At 72.8% G+C, this 18164-nt stretch carries 17 protein-coding genes and 1 pseudogene; 4 read left to right on the plus strand and 14 right to left on the minus strand.

Translation table 11 applies throughout. The features are described from left to right. From AOJ26_RS34425 to AOJ26_RS34435, 3 genes are all read right to left on the minus strand, one after another. Positions 1-454, minus strand: a 454-nt coding sequence (locus tag AOJ26_RS34425) for a carbohydrate kinase family protein (RefSeq protein ID WP_373413195.1), incomplete at its 3' end; no start/stop codon positions are given. A gap of 133 nt (positions 455-587) precedes the next feature. Continuing rightward, positions 588-1877, minus strand: a complete 1290-nt coding sequence (locus tag AOJ26_RS34430; protein ID WP_053852298.1) for a glucarate dehydratase family protein — start codon at positions 1875-1877, stop codon at positions 588-590. Beyond that, complete coding sequence (locus AOJ26_RS34435; RefSeq protein WP_053852299.1) at positions 1874-2818, minus strand: 5-dehydro-4-deoxyglucarate dehydratase; 945 nt, start codon at positions 2816-2818, stop codon at positions 1874-1876. Before AOJ26_RS34435 ends, AOJ26_RS34430 begins: the two co-directional genes overlap by 4 nt. 114 nt (positions 2819-2932) lie before the next feature. Between AOJ26_RS34435 and AOJ26_RS34440 the strand changes: the two genes are divergently transcribed. After that, on the plus strand, positions 2933-3736 hold the full coding sequence (locus AOJ26_RS34440; RefSeq protein WP_053852300.1) for an IclR family transcriptional regulator: 804 nt from the start codon (positions 2933-2935) through the stop codon (positions 3734-3736). 178 nt (positions 3737-3914) lie between these two features. Next, positions 3915-5102, plus strand: a complete 1188-nt coding sequence (locus AOJ26_RS34445; RefSeq protein ID WP_053852301.1) for an MFS transporter — start codon at positions 3915-3917, stop codon at positions 5100-5102. Positions 5103-5166: 64 nt separating this feature from the next. Here AOJ26_RS34445 and AOJ26_RS34450 read toward each other — a convergent pair whose 3' ends face one another. From AOJ26_RS34450 to hrcA, 10 genes are all read right to left on the minus strand, one after another. Continuing rightward, positions 5167-6156, minus strand: a complete 990-nt coding sequence (locus AOJ26_RS34450; RefSeq protein WP_053852302.1) for an adenosine deaminase — start codon at positions 6154-6156, stop codon at positions 5167-5169. A gap of 20 nt (positions 6157-6176) precedes the next feature. Then, positions 6177-7082, minus strand: a complete 906-nt coding sequence (locus tag AOJ26_RS34455) for a ribonuclease Z (protein ID WP_053852303.1) — start codon at positions 7080-7082, stop codon at positions 6177-6179. A 6-nt stretch (positions 7083-7088) separates the two neighbouring features. Next, positions 7089-7442: a histidine triad nucleotide-binding protein gene (locus AOJ26_RS34460; protein WP_053852304.1), complete on the minus strand. Its 354-nt coding sequence runs from the start codon at positions 7440-7442 to the stop codon at positions 7089-7091. Positions 7443-7530: 88 nt separating this feature from the next. Beyond that, positions 7531-10731 carry a S41 family peptidase gene (locus tag AOJ26_RS34465; protein WP_053852305.1) on the minus strand — a complete coding sequence of 1067 codons (3201 nt, stop codon included), beginning with the start codon at positions 10729-10731 and terminating at the stop codon, positions 7531-7533. A 45-nt stretch (positions 10732-10776) separates the two neighbouring features. Further along, entirely contained in the window at positions 10777-11310 is a 534-nt protein-coding gene (locus tag AOJ26_RS34470; RefSeq protein ID WP_053852306.1) for a hypothetical protein, read from the minus strand. A gap of 100 nt (positions 11311-11410) precedes the next feature. Further along, positions 11411-11803, minus strand: coding sequence for a VOC family protein (locus AOJ26_RS34475; RefSeq protein WP_053852307.1), 393 nt, complete (start codon positions 11801-11803; stop codon positions 11411-11413). Positions 11804-11820: 17 nt separating this feature from the next. After that, entirely contained in the window at positions 11821-12570 is a 750-nt protein-coding gene (locus AOJ26_RS34480) for a 16S rRNA (uracil(1498)-N(3))-methyltransferase (RefSeq protein WP_053852308.1), read from the minus strand. Continuing rightward, positions 12567-13643: a nitronate monooxygenase gene (locus tag AOJ26_RS34485; protein ID WP_053852309.1), complete on the minus strand. Its 1077-nt coding sequence runs from the start codon at positions 13641-13643 to the stop codon at positions 12567-12569. The genes AOJ26_RS34480 and AOJ26_RS34485 overlap by 4 nt, the downstream gene beginning before the upstream one ends. Positions 13644-13696: 53 nt before the next feature. After that, positions 13697-14836 (minus strand): molecular chaperone DnaJ, encoded by a 1140-nt coding sequence (gene dnaJ / locus AOJ26_RS34490; protein WP_037717001.1) that lies wholly within the window; start codon positions 14834-14836, stop codon positions 13697-13699. After that, complete coding sequence (gene hrcA, locus AOJ26_RS34495) at positions 14837-15853, minus strand: heat-inducible transcriptional repressor HrcA (protein ID WP_053852310.1); 1017 nt, start codon at positions 15851-15853, stop codon at positions 14837-14839. A 150-nt stretch (positions 15854-16003) separates the two neighbouring features. Between hrcA and AOJ26_RS34500 the strand changes: the two genes are divergently transcribed. Both AOJ26_RS34500 and AOJ26_RS34505 read left to right on the plus strand, forming a co-directional pair. Beyond that, on the plus strand, positions 16004-16732 hold the full coding sequence (locus AOJ26_RS34500; protein ID WP_053852311.1) for an MBL fold metallo-hydrolase: 729 nt from the start codon (positions 16004-16006) through the stop codon (positions 16730-16732). Positions 16733-16766: 34 nt separating this feature from the next. Continuing rightward, entirely contained in the window at positions 16767-17573 is an 807-nt protein-coding gene (locus AOJ26_RS34505; protein WP_053852312.1) for a DUF3097 domain-containing protein, read from the plus strand. Positions 17574-17884: 311 nt separating this feature from the next. On the opposite strand, the pseudogene AOJ26_RS34510 reads toward AOJ26_RS34505, so the two are convergent. Continuing rightward, positions 17885-18164, minus strand: a pseudogene (locus AOJ26_RS34510) (coproporphyrinogen III oxidase); the annotation flags it as partial.

Raw genomic sequence — 18164 nt, forward strand, 5'->3', positions numbered from 1 at the left:
CCTCGGGGGGCGGTTCGTGACCGTGGGAGACCATGGTGCGCTCGCCCTCGTACGCCATCGACACGGTGACCGGGGAGTGCCAGCCGGGGACCCGGCGCGACGGGGAGAGGTCGATGCCCTCGCCCTGCTCCAGGGCGTCCCAGCAGTATTCGCCGTAGTGGTCGTCGCCGAAGGCCGCGGCCAGCGAGGTGCGCAGTCCGAGCCGGGCCAGGGCGGTCGCCATGTTGGCCACCCCGCCGGGGCTCGACCCCATCCCGCGGGCCCAGGACTCGGTGCCGCGCACCGGGGCGGAGCCGAGCCCGGTGAAGACGATGTCGAGGAAGACGGTGCCGGTGAGATAGACGTCCCAGGGCGGATCGTCGGGTGCGCGCACGGCGGCCAGGGGGTCGACCTGGGCCTGGCACTGCCCCGCTGTGCCGGTGTACGACGGTCCCTTTCCGTTGGACGCGATCACGGTGAGCTCCCTGCGCGTGGTGCCGATCAGGCCAGTCTGCACCACACCGCCGACATCGGGTCGGCGGTCGCCCGCGACCCGCCCGGCAGGTCAGGCCGTCGCGGTCCCGTCCCGTCGTCCGCGGGGACTCCGCCTACCAGCGGGGCACGGCGGGCGTGACCCATCCCGGCTCGGCGACCCGCATCGCGGCGGCGTCGTCGCGGTCCCGGAGCGTCCCGTCGTCTTCCAGCCACCGCCGGTGCAGGAAGTCCACCTTGTCCCGGTCGAGTTCGACACCGAGTCCGGGTGCGTCGGAGACCCGTACGGCACCGTCCTCGAAGACCAGCCGCTCGGTCAGCACGTCCTCCGACTGCCACGGGTAGTGCGAGTCGCAGGCGTGGTGGAGGTTCGGCACGGTGGCCGCCACCTGCGTCATCGCGGCCAGTGAGATCCCGAGGTGGGTGTTGGAGTGCATGGACACGCCCACCCCGAAGGTCCGGCAGATCGCGGCGAGTTGCTGGGTGTTGCGCAGTCCGCCCCAGTAGTGGTGGTCCGAGAGCACCACCTGCACGGCGTCCCGGGCGAACGCCTCCTTGATCTCCGCGAAGGTCGTCACGCACATGTTGGTGGCCAGCGGGACGCCGGTCCCGGCGGACACCTCCGCCATGGCCGCGGTGCCCAGCGCGGGATCCTCCAGGTACTCCAGGACGTCCCCGAGCTCCCGGGCCACCTTCAGCGAAGTGGCCACGCTCCAGGCCCCGTTGGGGTCGAGCCGCAGGGGGTGCCCGGGGAACGCCTCGGCGAGGGCCCGGACCGCGGCGATCTCCTGGTCCGGCGGGAAGACCCCGCCCTTGAGCTTGAAGGAGGTGAAGCCGTACCGCTCGGTGAACAGCCGGGCCTGCGCCACCACGCCCGCGGGATCGAGGGCCGCCCCCCAGTCGTCCTTCTCGCAGGCGACGCCCTCGGGGTGGGCGGCCCACTTGTAGAAGAGGTACGCGCTGTAGTCGACCGCGTCCCGGACCTTGCCCCCGAGCAGGGCGTGCACCGGCAGTCCGAGCGCCTTGCCCAGCGCGTCGAGGCAGGCCACCTCGAACCCGGAGACGACGGACAGCCGCAGCTTGTCGGCGGTCTGCACGCCCCGCAGCCCGCCGACGTCGACCTGTCCGGAGACCCGGGAGGAGTCGACCGCGACCTGATCGGCGACGGTGAACAGCCCGTTGAGATCCGAGGCCTGCCGTCCGACCAGTCGCGCCGCGAACGGCCGGGCCAGTTCCAGGTACTTGGTGTCCCCGTAGGTCTCGCCGACCCCGACGACCCCGTCCGCGGTCTCCACCTCGACGATCAGGCGGGGTGTGTACGGCTGGTGCACGCCCTGGGTGTTGAGCAGCGGCGGGTCGGCGACCAGGATCGGGGTGAGCCGGACGTCGGTGATCGTGAGGTTCACAGCGTGGCTCCTACGAGGTCGAGGCCGGTGGTGAGCAGCAGCCGGAGGTCCGCCAGGTCGGCGTCCGACGGTTCGGTGAGCGGCGCGCGTACGGGCCCGACCGGGCGTCCTCGCAGTCGTGCCGCCGCCTTCACCAGGGACACGGCGTACCCGGGCACGCGGTCCCGGAGCTCGACGAGCGGGACGTAGAAGTCGCGCAGCAGCTTCTCCACCGTGCCGTCGCCCTCGTGGCCCGCACGCAGGGCGTCGAAGAAGGTGTCGGCGATCTCGGGGGCGAAGGCGTGGACGGCGGAGGAGTAGGCGGGGACGCCGACGGCGGCGTAGGCGCGGGCCTGGATCTCGGCGGTGGAGGCGCCGTTGAAGAACAGGAAGTCCTCGGGTGCGGCGAGGGTCAGGCGCTGGAGCCGGTCGAGGTCGCTGTGCCCGTCCTTGAGCCCGATGACGCCGGGGATCTCGGTGATCCGCCGGAACGCGTCGAGGCCGAAGGCGACCTGACCGCGCTGGTAGGCGATGAGCGGCAGCCGGGTGCGGGCCGCGATCTGCCCGAGCTGCGCGACCAGGCCGTCCTGCGGGGCGGCGACCAGGTAGTGCGGCAGGACCAGCAGCGCGTCCGCCCCCGCGTCCTCGGCGATCCGGGCGAAGCGGACGGCCTGCGCCCAGCCGTAGCCGGTCCCGGCGACGACGGGCACGCTGCCGCCGGCCTCCTCGACCGCGATGGTGACGACCTGCCGGTACTCGTCCTCGTCCAGCGAGAAGAACTCGCCGGTCCCGCAGGCCGGGAAGAGCGCGCCCGGTTCCCGCCCGAGCTGTGCGGCCACGTGCGCGCGGAAGCCGTCCGGGTCGAGGGTGCCGTCGTCGTGGAAGCTCGTGAGCGGGAACGACAGCACGCCGCGTGCCATGCCGTCCCGCAGTCGTCGGGCCGTGTCCGGGTCGGGGCTCACCCTCGGTCATCTCCCTATGTAGACGTTATCCACGTATGCAGATGGAGATTAGGTAGGCGGATCCCGTCCGTCAATGGGACCGTCCCGGTTCGCCGGGCCGATTACGATCGGTGCATGTCAGAGACAGGGGCCGGACGCCCCGAGACCGGCGGTGTCCGCGAGGTCAAGTCGGCGGCCCGCACGGTCGAGCTCCTCGAACTGCTGGCCCAGCGCGGCGACCGCCCGGCACGGCTCCAGGAGCTCGCGGACGTCCTGGGCGTGCCGCGCAGTTCGATGTACGCGCTGCTCCAGACCCTGATCTCGCGCGGCTGGGTCCGCACCGACATCACCGGGTCGCTCTACGGCATCGGCATCCACGCCCTGCTCACCGGCACCAGCTATCTGGACTCCGACCCGCGCGTCCGGGTCGTCCGGCCGTATCTCGACGAGGCGTCCCAGGCGCTGGGCGAGACCATCCACATGGGGCGGCTCGACGGCCGGGACGTGGCCTACCTGGCGACGCGTGAGTCGCACGAGTACCTGCGGACCATCAGCAGGGTGGGCCGCCGGCTGCCCGCGCACGTGGGCGCGCTGGGCAAGGCACTGCTGGCCGAGCGGCCGGACGACCGGCTCCCCGAGGGACCGTACGAGGCACTCACCCCGAACTCCCACACCACGCGCGACTCCCTGCTGGCCGATCTCGCCGAGGTCCGTGCCCGCGGCTACGCGATCGACCGCGAGGAGGGCGTCCTCGGGATCGTCGGCTTCGGCTTCGCCCTGCGCTACGACTCCCCCGCCCAGGACGCCGTCAGCTGCTCGGTCCCGGTCGCCCGGCTGACGCCGGATCACGAACAGCAGATCGTCGCGGTGATGCGCGAGATCAGGAGCAAGATCGAGGCGACGGCACCCGGGGCGGGCGGCGCCCCCAGTTGGCGCTGAAGGGCCGCACTTCTACCCGGGCTGCCGTACCCCAAACGGAACGTGAGCCACATCACGCAACCCGCTCTTCTTCCGCAACCGCGTGCTTGATACAAATTCCTCGCGCGTTCCTGTCCGTCGACGGCTTGCGCCCAACCCCCTTTTCGAGCCGCTTCTTTCGCATGCCCTGGGAACGCCCGTGTCCGCCCCTCGCACCACCCTGCCCTGGCCCCTGATCGCCCTTTTCACGGCCGGGTACCTCGCCCCCTACCTCCTGCCGACCACCGTCGGCCGCCTCGACTCGGGGCTCGCGCTCACCGCCACCGAGGCCGGCACAGTCGGCAGCGCGCTGCTGCTGAGCTCGGCCGCGGCGGGCTTCCTGCTCGCCTCCCGCGTCGACCGCGTCGGCCCCCGTGTCCTGGCCCGCGTGGGCCTCGCCCTCGCCGTCCTCGGCTACGGCGGCGCCGCCCTCGCCCACCCTGTCCCGGCTGTCGTCGCGGGCGCCCTGACCGGCGGCTTCGGATCCGGTACGGCGACGGCGGTGGCCGCCACCGGCATCGCCGCCCAGCCCGACCCGCACCGCGTCACCACGGTCGGCCTGCTCGGCGTCTCCGCACTCGCCGGCGCGGTCTACCTGACCGTCCCCCACCTGGGCCCCGGCCACGGCCAGCCGCTCGCCGCGATCGGCCTGACCGCACTGGCCGTCTGGCCCCTGACGAGCCGTCTCCCGCTGCGCACCGCCCCCGCGCCGGAACGGGAGACCCGCGCCCCGCTCCCCCACCTGCGGGCCGGCGTGCTCCTCGCCGCGACCCTCCCCTGCTGGTCCCTCGCCCAGAACGCCCTCTGGGGCGTCAGCGGCCGCATCGGCCTCAGCCAGGCCCACCTCTCCGAGGCGACGGTCGGCGCGGTCTTCGCGATCGCTCTCGGCGCGGGCCTGCTGGGCGTCGTCGGCGCGGGCGCCCTCGGCCCCCGGCTGGGCCGCGCGCTCCCCGTCGGTGGCGGCACCGTGCTCATCGCCGCCTGCATCGCCCTCAGCGCCTCGGCGACCGACCTGACGTCCTTCGCGGCCGGCGAGATCGCGTGGAACACGCTCTACCCGATCGTCCTGTCGTACGTCATCGGCCTGGCCGCCTCACTGGACCCCCGCGGCCGCTGGGCGGTCCTGGTCGGCTCGGCGTCGTCCCTGGGCACCGCGGCGGGCCCCCTGACCGGCAGCCTCCTCGCCTCCCAGGCGGGCTTCCCGGCCATGGGCACGGTCCTGGCAGCGGGCCTGCTCCTGATCGCGGTACCGATGACGGCGGTGGCGACGGGCGCGGGGCGGCGGACCTTGCCGGTCGTGGAGGTCCAGATGGAGACCCAGACGTACGACAAGGCAACGGCTGCTTAAGGGCATTCAGGGGCGCGGGGAACTGCGCGACCAGCCCCCACCGGCCCGCACCCGACAACGCACCTCAGAACTCGTACGCATCGACCTCCGCGAGATACCGAGCTCGCAGCTCCTCGTCGTGCTCCAGGAAGGACGCGAGGAAGGAGTTGCGGGCGAGCTCCCGCAGGCGCTCCTCACTCAACCCGAGAGCCTTCTGAACGGCGTCGAAGTTGTCCCCCGCATACCCCCCGAAATACGCGGGGTCGTCAGAGTTCACCGTGCACATGAGCCCCGCGTCCAACATCGCGGGCAACGGATGATCACCCAGCACGTCAACCGTCCGCAGCCGCACATTGGACAGCGGGCACAATGTCAACGGCACCCGGTCCCGCACAAGGCGCTCCACCAGCTCCGGCGACTCCACGCACCGCAGCCCGTGGTCGATCCGCTCCACCCCCAGCACGTCCAGCGCCTCGGCGATGTACTCCGGCGGCCCCTCCTCGCCGGCGTGCGCCACCCGCCGCAGCCCCAGCGCGGCGGCGGCCTCGTACACCTCGCGGAACTTCACCGGCGGATGCCCCACCTCGGCGGAGTCGAGCCCGACCCCGACGATCCGGTCGAGGTACGGCTTCGCGGCCTCCAGCGTCTCCATCGCCGACTCCGCGGACTCGTCCCGCAGGAAGCACATGATCAGCTGGGTGGAGACCCCGTGGTTCTCCGCACTGCGCCCCAGCGCCCGCCACAGCCCCTCCACGACCGTCCCCATCCCCACGCCGCGGGCGAGGTGCGCCTGCGGGTCGAAGAAGATCTCCGCGTGCCGCACCCCCTGCGCGGCGGCCCGGGCGAGGTAGGCGTTCGCCAGGTCCTCGAAGTCCCGCTCGGTGCGCAGGACGGCCATGAGCTCGTAGTACAGGTTCAGGAAGGACTGGAGGTCCTCGAAGTCGTACGCCTTGCGGAGCTCGTCCGTGGCGGCGTAGGGCAGCTCGACGCCGTTGCGCGCGGCCAGCTCGAAAGCCAGCTCCGGCTCCAGGGTGCCTTCGATGTGCAGGTGCAGTTCAGCTTTGGGGAGGGACATCAAAGAATCGTACGACCGGTTTACCGCCGTTTCGGAACCGGGACCCGGAGCAGGTCGTGGGCCACGGTCAGCTCGCCCTCGTACCCGGCCGCCCGCGCCTGCCGTTCGAACTCCTCCGGCTCCGAGTACCGCTGGCTGAAGTGGGTGAGCACGAGATGCCGTACGCCCGCGTCGCGGGCCACGGTCGCGGCCTGGCCGGCGGTCAGGTGGCCGTGCTCCACGGCGAGCCGCTCGTCCTCGTCGAGGAAGGTGGACTCGATGACTAGCAGGTCGCAGCCGTCCGCGAGGGCGTGGACGCCGTCGCAGAGGCGGGTGTCCATGACGAACGCGAACCGCTGGCCCCGGCGGACCTCGCTGACCTCGTCGAGGGAGACGCCGTTCAGGGAACCCTCCGTCTGGAGCCGTCCGACGTCGGGACCCTTGATGCCGTGCGCGGCGAGCCGGTCCGGGAGCATGCGGCGGCCGTCGGGTTCGGTCAGGCGGTAGCCGTAGGACTCGACGGGGTGCGACAGCCTGCGGGCCTCCAGGGTGTAGCCGCCGGTCCGCGCGAGCACGCCGTCGGTCTCGACCGGCGCCTCGGTGAGCCGGACCGTCTCCCGGTACGCCGTCGCGTACCGCAGCCGGTCGAAGAAGCGCTGCCCCGACTTCGGGTAGTGGGCGGTGACCTCGTGCGGGACCTGGTCGAGGTTGATGCGCTGGATCACGCCCGCGAGGCCGAGGGAGTGGTCGCCGTGGAAGTGGGTGACACAGATCCGGTTCAGGTCGTGGGCGGCGACCCCGGCGCGCAGCATCTGGCGCTGGGTGCCCTCGCCGGGGTCGAAGAGGATGCCCTCGCCGTCCCAGCGCAGCAGGTAGCCGTTGTGGTTGCGGTGTCTGGTGGGGACCTGGCTGGCGGTGCCGAGGACGACCAACTCACGTACGGACACGGGTAGTTACCCGGGGGGCCACTGAAGGCCGCGGCCGCCGATCACATGGGCGTGGACGTGCCAGACGGTCTGTCCGGCGCCGGAGCCCGTGTTGAAGACGGTCCGGTAGCTCTCCAGCTTCTCCTGCTCGGCGACGTCCTGGGTCGCCTGGAGGACGTCCGCGGCCAGTTGCGGTGCGGCGGCGGCGAGGGCGGCGGCGTTCTCGTGGTGCGCCTTGGGGATCACGAGGACGTGTGTGGGGGCCTGGGGGTTGATGTCCCGGAAGGCGAGGGTCGTCTCCGTCTCCCGGACGATCGTCGCCGGGATGCGGCCCGCCACGATCTTGCAGAACAGGCAGTCGTCCTGGGGTTCCCCTGGCATGGTGGTCCCTTCGCGTTGGGTTTCGGGGGGCATCGTATCGTCGGCGGGTGCGGGTGGGTCGTGGCTGGTCGCGCAGTTCCCCGCGCCCCTAGGTGGGTAGCCCCGGCGGTGTCTTCGCAGGGCTGTTCTCCAGCTCCTCCAGGGCGATCCGCACCGCCTCGTCCAACTGCGCGTCCCGGCCCGCCGCGTAGTCCTGGGGCCGCTGGAACACCTCCACGTCCGGGTCCACGCCGTGGTTCTCGACGCCCCACTCGTACCCCTCCAGCCAGAAGGCGTACTTCGGCTGGGTGATCAGCGTGCCGTCGACCAGCCGGTACCGGCTGTCGATGCCGATCACCCCGCCCCAGGTGCGGGTGCCGATTACCGGGCCGATGCCCAGCGCCTTGATCGCCGCGTTGACGATGTCGCCGTCCGAGCCGGAGAACTCGTTGGCCACGGCGACCACGGGACCGCGCGGCGCGTCCCTCGGGTAGCTGTAGGCGCGCATTCCGCGCGGCAGCGCCCAGCCGACGATCCGGCGGGCCAGCTTCTCCACGACGAGCTGGGAGGTGTGTCCGCCGCGGTTCTCGCGCACGTCGACCACCAGTCCCTCGCGGGCCACCTCGACGCGCAGGTCGCGGTGGATCTGGGCCCAGCCCGGGGCCTGCATGTCCGGCACGTGCAGATACCCGAGGCGCCCGCCCGACTTCTCGTGGACGTAGGCGCGGCGGTCGGCGACCCAGGCGTGGTAGCGCAGTGGCTCCTCGTCGGAGACGGGCACGACCACGGCGTGGCGCAGCTCGCCGCCGCCGGACGGGGAGACGGTGAGCTCGATCGGCCGGCCGGCCGTGCCGACGAGGAGCGGGCCGGGACCGGTGACCGGGTCGACCGGCCGGCCGCCCACCGCCACGATCGCGTCCCCGGCGCGGACCGCCACCCCGGGGGCGGCGAGCGGGGAGCGGGCGGCGGGGTCGGAGGTCTCGGTCGGCAGGATGCGGTCGATGCGCCAAGTGCCGTCCTGGTGACGGGAGATGTCGGCGCCGAGGAGTCCCTGGCGGGGCCCGTGGCCGTGGCCGCCGCGGGGGGTGACGTAGGCGTGCGAGGTGCCCAGCTCGCCGTGCACCTCCCACAGCAGGTCGACGAGGTCGTCGTGGGTGGCCAGCCGGTCCAGGACCGGGCGGTAGCGGTCGAGGACGCCCTGCCAGTCGACACCGCTCATGTCGGGCCGCCAGAAGTGGTCCCGCATGATGCGGCCGGTCTCCTCGTACATCTGCCGCCACTCGGCCGACGGGTCGACGGTCTGCCGGACGCGGCCGAGGTCGACGGAGATGTTCGTGTCGCTGTCGTCGTCGTTCGAGGCCCGGCGGTCGCTCGGTACGACCTTCAGGCGGCCGTCGGTCCACAGCAGGACCCGCTTGCCGTCCCCGCTGACGGCGAAGTGGTCGGCGTCGGCGGCGAGGTGTTCGAGGCGCTGCTGGGCGAGGTCGTAGCGCTGGAGGTCGGTCTTGGGGTCGGGGTCGTCCGGGGTGGCCCGGGAGGAGCCGAGGACGCCCTGGACGGGGTGGCGCAGCCACAGCACGCCGTCCTTGGCCGCGCGCAGGTTGGAGTAGCGGCCGGCCTCCACCGGGAAGGGCACGATCCGGTCGGCGAGTCCTTCGAGGTCGACACGGGTGGCGGGGGTGCCCTCGCTGTCGGGGGTCTCGTCCTTGTCCGGGGTCTCGAAGGGCCGGCCGTGGCGCTGCGGGCCGAACGGGGACGGGGTGGTCGCGGCCAGGGTGATCAGGTGCGGGCGGTCGCCGACCACGAACGCGAGGTCGAAGACGTGCTCGTCGTAGACCGGGTCGAAGGAGCGGTTGGACAGGAACGCCAGGTGCTTGCCGTCGAGGGTGAAGGCGGGGGCGTAGTCCTGGAAGCGCAGCGGGGTCGCCTCGGTGACCGACAGGTCGGTGGTGTTGGCGAGGCGGAGCTGGCAGAGCGGTGCGGGGCCGGGGTGCGACCAGGCGAGCCAGGCCGAGTCGGGCGAGAAGGCCAGTCCCCGTACGTCGCCGTCCTCGCTGCGATCGACCTCGCGGACCTCGCCGGTCTCCCTTTCGACGAGCAGGACGCGGCCGTCGTGCGCGGCGACCGCGGCCCGGCTGCCGTCGGGGGCCATGGCGAGTCCGAGGACCCGGCCGAGCTGTCCGGCGGCGAGGCGGCGCGGGGTGGCGCCGGGGGCGAGTCCGGTGGCCGGCGCGAACTCCAGGGCGTCCTCGCCCTCCGCGTCCGTCACCCACACCACCCACTCCTCGCCCTCCGCGCGGAAGGTGCGCGGCAGCCGGGCGCGGACGCCGGGCTCGGCGGCGAGCGCGCGGGCCGGGCCCGAGCGGTGGGTGACCCAGTGGACGGCTCCGCGCACGGCGACCGCGCTGCCGCGCCCGGTGTGGTCGGGGGCGGCCGAGCCGAACCAGCGGGAGGCGTCCACCGGGAACGGCTGCCGGTCGGCGCGCTGTCCGCCGAGCCGTACCTCCAGGCGGCGCGGTTCGGCGCCGTCGAGGTCGTCGAGGATCCACAGCTCACCGGCCGACGTGTAGACGACCCGGGTGCCGTCGCCGGCCGCGTGCCGGGCGTAGTACCCGTCGAGGGGAGTGTGCCGGCGCAGGTCGGAGCCGTCGGCGAGGGAGGAGTAGACGGCCCCGGTGCCCTCGTGGTCGGAGAGGAAGGCGATCCGGTCGCCCGCCCACACCGGGTACTCGATGTTGCCGTCCAGGTCGGCGTGGAGCCGTACGAACTCGCCGTCGCCGTCGCGGTCGATCCACAGCTTGCCCGCCGTGCCGCCCCGGTACCGCTTCCACCAGGCGGCCTCCCGGCCCATCGGCGCGGAGAGGACCACGGTCGCCGGGCCGTGCGCGACATGGCCGACGGGGCCGTACGGCAGGGTGGTGCCGGGTCCGCCGTCGAGCGGGACGGTCTGCGCCCAGCTGCGGCGCAGGCTCGCCTGGCCGTGCGTGGTGATGGCGAGGACCTCGCCGTCCGGGGTCCAGCCGCGCACCTGGGTGCGCGCGCTGCCCCAGTGGGTCAGCCTTCTGGACGGTCCGCCGTCGACCGGGGCGATGTGCACCTCGGGGGCGCCGTCGCGGGCGGAGGTCCAGGCGACGGTGGTGCCGTCGGGCGAGATCCGGGGGTGGGTGACCGGGACGTTGTCCGCGCTGACCCGCCAGGCACGCCCGCCGTCGAGCGGCGCGAGCCACACGTCGTCCTCGGCGGTGAAGGCCACCGACTCGCCCCGCAGGTGCGGAAACCGGAGATATGCAGACGTCGCAGGCTGTGTCACCCGATCACCCTATGCACGGCCGGTCCCCCTGCACAGACGTTTCGATCACTTGCCGTCGGGCCAGCACTGCGGGTCGTTCTGGCACCAGATCGTCCTGGTGACGGTCACGGTGACGGTCGGGCCGTTCCGTCCCGGGTTGTTGACCGGGGGCGTGGGCGTGGCATCGCAGTCGCCGAGCCCGTCGACGTGGAACCACTGCCTGCCGCCCACGGTGGCGGTGAGATCCCCGCGCACACACGCGCCGCTGACGGTCCGGGTCACCTTGCCCTTGACGGTGATGTCCTTGCCGTCCCGCGTCTTGCCGTCGCAGTCGACGGTGGCGACGGTGTTCACGGTGGCGCTCGGCGTCCGGTCACCGTCGTCGTACGTGGCCGTGCAGGTCAGCCAACTCACGTCGGCCTTCTGCCGGTTCAGCTCCTTGGTGACCAACTGGTCGGTGGTGTACGAGACGGTCGCGGAACTGACCGCACCGGCCGGATCACAGGCGGCGATCCCGCCCACGGCCAGCACGACACCCCCGGCCACACCCGCAACCCGTACCCCGCGCGGCCGACGCCCTTCCCGCCTCAACGCCACCATGAAGGGCAGCCTGCCACCGCGTGCCCTCCGGCGGTAGGGCGCATACGGTCATCGAGCGCGCCGGTCGTGCGTGACCCGGAACCGGCGTCGGGAAGTACCGTCAGCCGCGCAGCAGCAGCCACTCCTGGAGCTCCACCAGGTTGCCCTCCGGGTCCTTGAGGTGGGCGACGCGCATCCGGTCCGTCATGGGGGCGGGGCCGTGCAGCAGGGTGGCGCCGCGGGCGGTGATCTGCTCGCAGTAGGTGTCCAGGGCGTCGACGCGCAGGACCACCAGGGAGCGGTGACCGGTGGCCGTGTCGCCCAGTTCGCCCAAGACCTGCGCCATCATCGAGCGGTCCTGGAGCGCGATGCCCGCCGAACCGGTGGCGGGGCTGAACTTCTCGTACGGCCCCTCCGCCGCCCCCGACTGGGGCTTGAGGCCGAGGACATCGGCGTAGAAGCGGTAGCAGGCGGCGAAGTCGGTGACGAGCAGGCGCACTTGGGCGAGTTCCACGGGCGTTCTCCCAGGAGTCAGGACCAGCGGCCGGTGCGGCCGAGGAGCAGGGCGGCCGCCGCGGTCCCGGCGGTCGAGGTCCGCAGCACGGTCGGCCCGAGGACGTAGGGGCGGGCGCCCGCCTCCTCGAAGAGCGCCAACTCGTCCTTGGCGACGCCTCCTTCGGGGCCGACGACCAGCACGATCTCACCCCGGTCGGGGAGTTCGGCGGTGGCCAGCGGCGCGCTGCCGCGTTCGAAGTCGGAGTGGAGCACGGCGGCGAAGTCGGCTTTGGCGAGAAGTGCGGCAACCTGCTTGGTGCTCGCCGCGTCCGCGATCTCCGGGAAGCGGACCCGGCGGGACTGCTTGCCGGCCTCGCGGGCGGTGGCCCGCCACTTGCCGAGCGCCTTCAGACCCCGGTCGCCCTTCCACTGGGTGATGCAGCGGGCCGCCTGCCAGGGCACGACGGCGTCCACGCCGACCTCCGTCATGGTCTCGACGGCGAGTTCACCGCGGTCGCCCTTGGGGAGCGCCTGGACGACGGTGATGCGGGGCTGCGCCTGGGGTTCCTCGCTCACCGAGTCGAGCTGGACGACCAGCCGGTCCTTGCCCTCGGCGGCGAGCACCACGCAGTCGGCCCAGCGTCCGGCGCCGTCGGTGAGGATGACGTCCTCGCCGGGCTGGAGCCGCTTCACGGAGACGGCGTGGCGGCCTTCGGGGCCGTCGAGGACGTACCGGCCGCCGTCGCCTGCGTCGAAGTGCTCGACCACGAACACCGGTGCGGTCATCGCAGTTCCCCCTTGCCCGACAACGCTGTCCTGGCGGCCTCGAGTTCGGCCGCGAGTATCTCCACGAGCTGCCCGGCGGGCAGTTCGCGTGCCAGCCGGTGCCCCTGGCCCGCCCACAGCGCCATGCCCTGGGCGTCACCGGCCTTGGCGGCGGCCTTGCGGAGCGGGGCGGTCAGGTGGTGCACCTCGGGGTAGGCGGCGGGGGCGTACGGCCCGTGCTCGCGCAGGAAGCGGTTCACCAGGCCGCGGGCCGGTCTGCCGGAGAAGGCGCGGGTCAACTCGGTGCGGACGTAGAGGGGGTTGGTCAGCGCCTGCTTGTGCACGTCGTGGGCGCCGGACTCGTGCGCGGCGAGGAAGGCCGTGCCGAGCTGGGCCGCGCTCGCGCCGGCGGCGAGGACGGCGGCGATCTGGCTGCCGCGCATGATGCCGCCGGCGGCGACGATCGGGAGGGCGACCGTCTCGCGGACCTGGGTGACCAGGGAGAGGAGACCGAGACCGGAGCCGTCCTGCTCGGGGAGGTCGCGGTGGGTGCCCTGGTGTCCGCCGGCCTCGACGCCCTGCGCGATGACCGCGTCGGCGCCCGCGTACTGCGCGGCGAGGGCCTCTTCGGGGGTGGTCGCGGTGACGAGGGTGAAGGTGCCGGCGCGGCGCAGCGACTCCAGGGCGTCGCTGCTCGGGACGCCGAAGTGGAAGGAGACCACCGGCACGGGGTTGTCGAGGAGCACGGCGAGCTTGGCGTCGTACCCGTCGTCCCGGCCGCTGTCGGGGTCGCCCAGCTCGGTGTCGTACCAGGTGGCCTCGCCGGCGAGCTGGTGGGCGTAGACCTCCACCGCCGCCGGATCGGCATGGTCGGGCTGCGGCATGAAGAGGTTCACGCCGAAGGGGCGTCCGGTCAGCCCGCGAAGCTGCTTGATCTCCTGGTACATCCCGTCGGCCGTCTTGTACCCGGCGGCGAGGAAGCCGAGCCCTCCCGCCTCGGACACGGCGGCGGCGAGCCGCGGCACGGAGACACCGCCCGCCATGGGGGCCTGCACGATCGGATGGGGGAAGAGATCGGTCAGTGCGGAGGACATGACGGCATGTTGTCACGTCCTCCGGACAAGTCCGAATCCAACCTGGAGACGGCTCAGGTACGCCCGTTGAAGGCGTCCTTCAGCCGCGAGAACAGCCCCTGCTGCCCCGGCTGGAACTGCCCCGTGGGCCGTTCCTCGCCGCGCAGCTTGGCCAGCTCGCGCAGGAGGCGTTCCTGCTCCGGGTCCAGCTTGGTCGGGGTCTGGACCTCGACGTGGACGATGAGGTCGCCCCGGCCGCCGCCGCGCAGGTGCGTGACGCCCCGGCTGTGCAGCGGGATCGACTGGCCGGACTGGGTGCCCGGGCGGATGTCGACCTCCTCCATGCCGTCGAGGGTCTCCAGCGGGACCTTGGTGCCGAGGGACGCCGCGGTCATCGGGATGGTGACCGTGCAGTGCAGGTCGTCGCCGCGCCGCTGGAACATCGGGTGCGGGAGTTCGTGGATCTCGACGTAGAGGTCACCGGCGGGACCGCCGCCGGGGCCGACCTCGCCCTCGCCCGCGAGCTGGATCCGCGTGCCGTTGTCCACACCGGCCGGGATCTTCACGGTCAGCGTGCGGCGCGAGCGGACCCGTCCGTCGCCGGCGCACTCCGGGCACGGTGTCGGGACGACGGTGCCGAAGCCCTGGCACTGCGGGCAGGGGCGGGACGTCATGACCTGGCCCAGGAAGGACCGCGTCACCTGGGAGACCTCACCGCGGCCGCGGCACATGTCACACGTCTGGGCGGAGGTCCCGGGCGCCGCGCCCTCGCCGTTGCAGGTGGCGCAGACGATCGCCGTGTCGACCTGGATGTCCTTCGTGGTGCCGAAGGCCGCCTCGTCGAGTTCGATCTCCAGCCGGATCATCGCGTCCTGGCCGCGCCGGGTCCGCGAGCGCGGGCCCCGCTGCGAGGCCGTACCGAAGAACGCGTCCATGATGTCCGAGAAGTTCCCGAACCCACCGGCGCCGAAGCCGCCCGCGCCACCGCCGCCGGCCTGCGACAGCGGGTCGCCGCCGAGGTCGTAGACCTGCTTCTTCTGCGGGTCCGACAGCACCTCGTAGGCGGCGTTGATCTCCTTGAACCGCTCCTGGGTCTTGGGATCCGGGTTGACGTCCGGGTGCAGCTCGCGCGCGAGCCGGCGGAACGCCTTCTTGATCTCATCCTGCGACGCGTCGCGGCGCACGCCGAGAACGGCGTAGTAGTCCGTGGCCACTTACGACTCCGCCAGGATCTGTCCGACGTACCGTGCCACTGCGCGTACCGCTCCCATCGTTCCCGGGTAATCCATGCGGGTCGGTCCGACCACGCCGAGCTTGGCGACTGCCTCGCCGCCCGAACCGTAGCCGACCGACACCACCGAAGTGGAGTTGAGTCCCTCGTAGGCGTTCTCATGACCGATACGGACGGTCATGCCCGAATCCCCGGCCTCGCCAAGCAACTTGAGGAGCACGACCTGCTCCTCCAGCGCCTCCAGGACGGGCCGGATCGTGAGGGGAAAGTCATGTCCGAAGCGGGTGAGATTGGCGGTGCCGCCGATCATCAGCCGCTCCTCGTTCTCCTCGACGAGCGTCTCCAGGAGAGTGGAGAGCACTGTGGAGACCGTACCCCGGTCCTCGACGTCGAAGCCCTCGGGCAGGTCCTCGACCAGCCGGGGCACGTCGGCGAACCTGCGCCCCGCGACCCGGCTGTTGAGACGCGCCCGCAGATCGGCCAGCGAGGCCTCCCCGAACGGGGCCGGGCAGTCGACCATGCGCTGCTCGACCCGGCCGGTGTCGGTGATCAGCACCAGCATCACGCGCGCGGGGGCGAGCGAGAGCAGCTCCACGTGCCGCACGGTCGAGCGGGTGAGGGAGGGGTACTGCACGACGGCGACCTGCCGGGTCAGCTGCGCGAGCAGCCGCACGGTCCGGGCCACCACGTCGTCGAGGTCCACGGCGCCGTCGAGGAAGTTCTGGATCGCGCGCCGCTCGGGCGCGGTCATCGGCTTGACGCCCGCCAGCTTGTCGACGAACAGCCGGTAGCCCTTGTCGGTCGGGATCCGCCCGGCACTGGTGTGCGGCTGGGCGATGAACCCTTCCTCCTCCAGGACCGCCATGTCGTTGCGCACGGTGGCCGGGGAGACTCCGAGGTTGTGCCGCTCGGTCAGGGCCTTGGACCCGACCGGCTCCTCGGTGCCGACGTAGTCCTGGACGATGGCGCGCAACACCTGAAGCCTGCGTTCACTCAGCATCGCGCGCACCTCCAGAGGTCGTTCCCGTGGCGTCTCGCCTGGCACTCTGTCCGTCCGAGTGCCAACGCTCCCCGGCCAGTGTACGGCGGTGGGGTACTCCCTGGGCAAGGCTGGTCCTGGCGGGACGGGTCGTACGGCTAGCGTCGCGGTATGACGGTGACTTGGGAAGAGCTCGGGTGGGAGCGGGTCGCGACCGGGGTGGGGCGGTGCCGGCTGCCCACCTGGGACTGTACGGCGGGCCTGGTGATCGGCGAGGGCACGGCCCTGTTGGTCGACGCGGGCTCCGGTCTCGCGGAGGGCGCCCGGCTGCGCGCGCGGGCCGAGGAACTGGCCGGCCACCGTGTGACCCATCTCGCGCTCACCCACCCCCACTTCGACCATGTCTTCGGTGCGGCCGCGTTCGCGGGGGCCGAGGTGTTCGGCGCGGTGGGCGTGGAGACGGTGCTGACGGGGCGGCTGGGCCGCGCGGAACTGCGGGCGGACGCGGTGCGCAACGGACTGGACGCGGCCGCGGCCGAGGAGGCGGTGGACGCGCTCGTCGCCCCCCGGCACCACGTCTCGGGCGAGTGGACGCTCGACCTCGGCGGCGGCCGCCAGGTCCTGCTGGCGAACGTCGGCCCCGGCCACACGGCCCACGACCTCGCCGTCCTCGTCCCCGGCACCCCGGAGGTCGTCTTCTGCGGCGACCTGGTCGAGGAGTCCGGCGAACCGCAGGCGGGCCCGGACGCCGTACCGCGGCACTGGCCCGCCGCGCTGGACCGGCTGCTGGAGCTGGGCGGCGAGGACGCGCTGTACGTGCCCGGTCACGGAGCGGTGGTGGACGCGGCGTTCGTGCGGGCCCAGCGGGACGCGCTGGCGGCACGCTTCGGCGTGTCGTAGTGATCCCCCACGCGGTTCTCCTATCGTCATCCGAATGCGCCAGTACTCCGCCGACCTGACCCCTCCGTGGAAGAAGCCCAAGCCGGTGCCGGAGGTGCCCGCCGAGCCCGGCCTGGTGGTCGAGGAGCCCGGGACCGGCTTCTGCGGCGCGGTGATCCGCTGCGAGGCGGGCACGGTGACCCTGGAGGACCGCTTCGGGAAGCACCGGGTGTTCCCGCTGGAGCCCCGCGGCTTCCTCCTGGAGGGCCGGGTGGTGACCCTGGTCCGGCCGTCCGCCGCCGCTCCCGTACGACCGTCCCGTACCGCGTCCGGCTCGGTGGCCGTCCCCGGCGCACGCGCACGCGTGGCCCGCGCCGGCCGCATCTACGTCGAGGGCCGGCACGATGCGGAACTGGTGGAGAAGGTCTGGGGCGACGACCTGCGCATCGAGGGCGTGGTCGTGGAGTACCTGGAGGGCGTGGACGACCTGCCGGCGATCGTGGCCGAGTTCGCGCCGGGTCCGGACGCCCGCCTGGGTGTCCTGGTGGACCACCTGGTGCCGGGCAGCAAGGAGTCCCGCATCGCGGCCTCGGTGACCAGCGAACACGCCCTGGTCGTCGGCCACCCGTACATCGACATCTGGGAGGCGGTGAAGCCGTCGTCCCTGGGCATCGAGGCGTGGCCCCGCGTCCCGCACGGCCAGGACTGGAAGACGGGCGTGTGCAGGGCTCTGGGCTGGCCGCCGGAGAACACGGGCGCGGTGTGGCAGGCGATCCTGAAGCGGGTGAACTCGTACAAGGACCTGGAGCCGGAGCTGCTCGGCCGGGTGGAGGAACTGATCGACTTCGTCACGGCGCCCTAGCGGATCCGCGCGGCGGGCCTGCGGGCGGGGCGAACGGGTGCGGGTTCGTTGTGGCTGGTCGCGCAGTTCCCCGCGCCCCTTGGGCGCGTGCAGCCGCGCCGGCGCATCACTGACGGCAGCCGCAACCTGCTCAGGGGCGCGGGGAACTGCGCGACCAGCCCCCACAGGCCCGCAGCCGCCAAGACAAGCGCGGCCAGATCGCCATGCAACCCACGGCAACCCCACCCCACCCAGGGGCGCGGGGAACTGCGCGACCAGCCGCAAGGCACCCGCAGGCGCCGGACGACACGGCCCCCACCCCCCGTAGGCGCTCAGTCCACCAGATCCCGCACCACCGCATCCGCCAGCAACCGCCCCCGAAGCGTCAGCACAGCCCGCCCCTCCTCATAGGGCCGGGCTTCCAGCAGCCCCTCCCCCAGCGCCCGGCGAGAAGCGCTCAGCCCCTCCGTCCGCAGCAGCGACAACGGCACCCCCTCCCGCAGCCGCAGCTCCAGCAGGATCCGCTCCACCCGCCGGTCCTCGTCCGAGAGCAGCTCACGCCCGGCGCCCGCCGACTTTCCCGAGGCCAGCGCCGCCGCGTACGCCCCGGGA

It is taken from the genome of Streptomyces sp. NRRL B-24085, from assembly GCF_001282115.1.
Taxonomy (GTDB): Bacteria; Actinomycetota; Actinomycetes; order Streptomycetales; family Streptomycetaceae; genus Streptomyces.

Bases quoted from the DNA above. Each gene is read 5' to 3' on its own strand.
- AOJ26_RS34440 (WP_053852300.1), top strand. From the start codon at position 2,933: ATGTCAGAGACAGGGGCCGGACGCCCCGAGACCGGCGGTGTCCGCGAG.
- AOJ26_RS34450 (WP_053852302.1), bottom strand. From the start codon at position 6,156: ATGTCCCTCCCCAAAGCTGAACTGCACCTGCACATCGAAGGCACCCTG.
- AOJ26_RS34460 (WP_053852304.1), bottom strand. From the start codon at position 7,442: ATGCCAGGGGAACCCCAGGACGACTGCCTGTTCTGCAAGATCGTGGCG.
- AOJ26_RS34470 (WP_053852306.1), bottom strand. From the start codon at position 11,310: ATGGTGGCGTTGAGGCGGGAAGGGCGTCGGCCGCGCGGGGTACGGGTT.
- AOJ26_RS34480 (WP_053852308.1), bottom strand. From the start codon at position 12,570: ATGACCGCACCGGTGTTCGTGGTCGAGCACTTCGACGCAGGCGACGGC.
- AOJ26_RS34485 (WP_053852309.1), bottom strand. From the start codon at position 13,643: ATGTCCTCCGCACTGACCGATCTCTTCCCCCATCCGATCGTGCAGGCC.
- hrcA (WP_053852310.1), bottom strand. From the start codon at position 15,853: ATGCTGAGTGAACGCAGGCTTCAGGTGTTGCGCGCCATCGTCCAGGAC.
- AOJ26_RS34500 (WP_053852311.1), top strand. From the start codon at position 16,004: ATGACGGTGACTTGGGAAGAGCTCGGGTGGGAGCGGGTCGCGACCGGG.
- AOJ26_RS34505 (WP_053852312.1), top strand. From the start codon at position 16,767: ATGCGCCAGTACTCCGCCGACCTGACCCCTCCGTGGAAGAAGCCCAAG.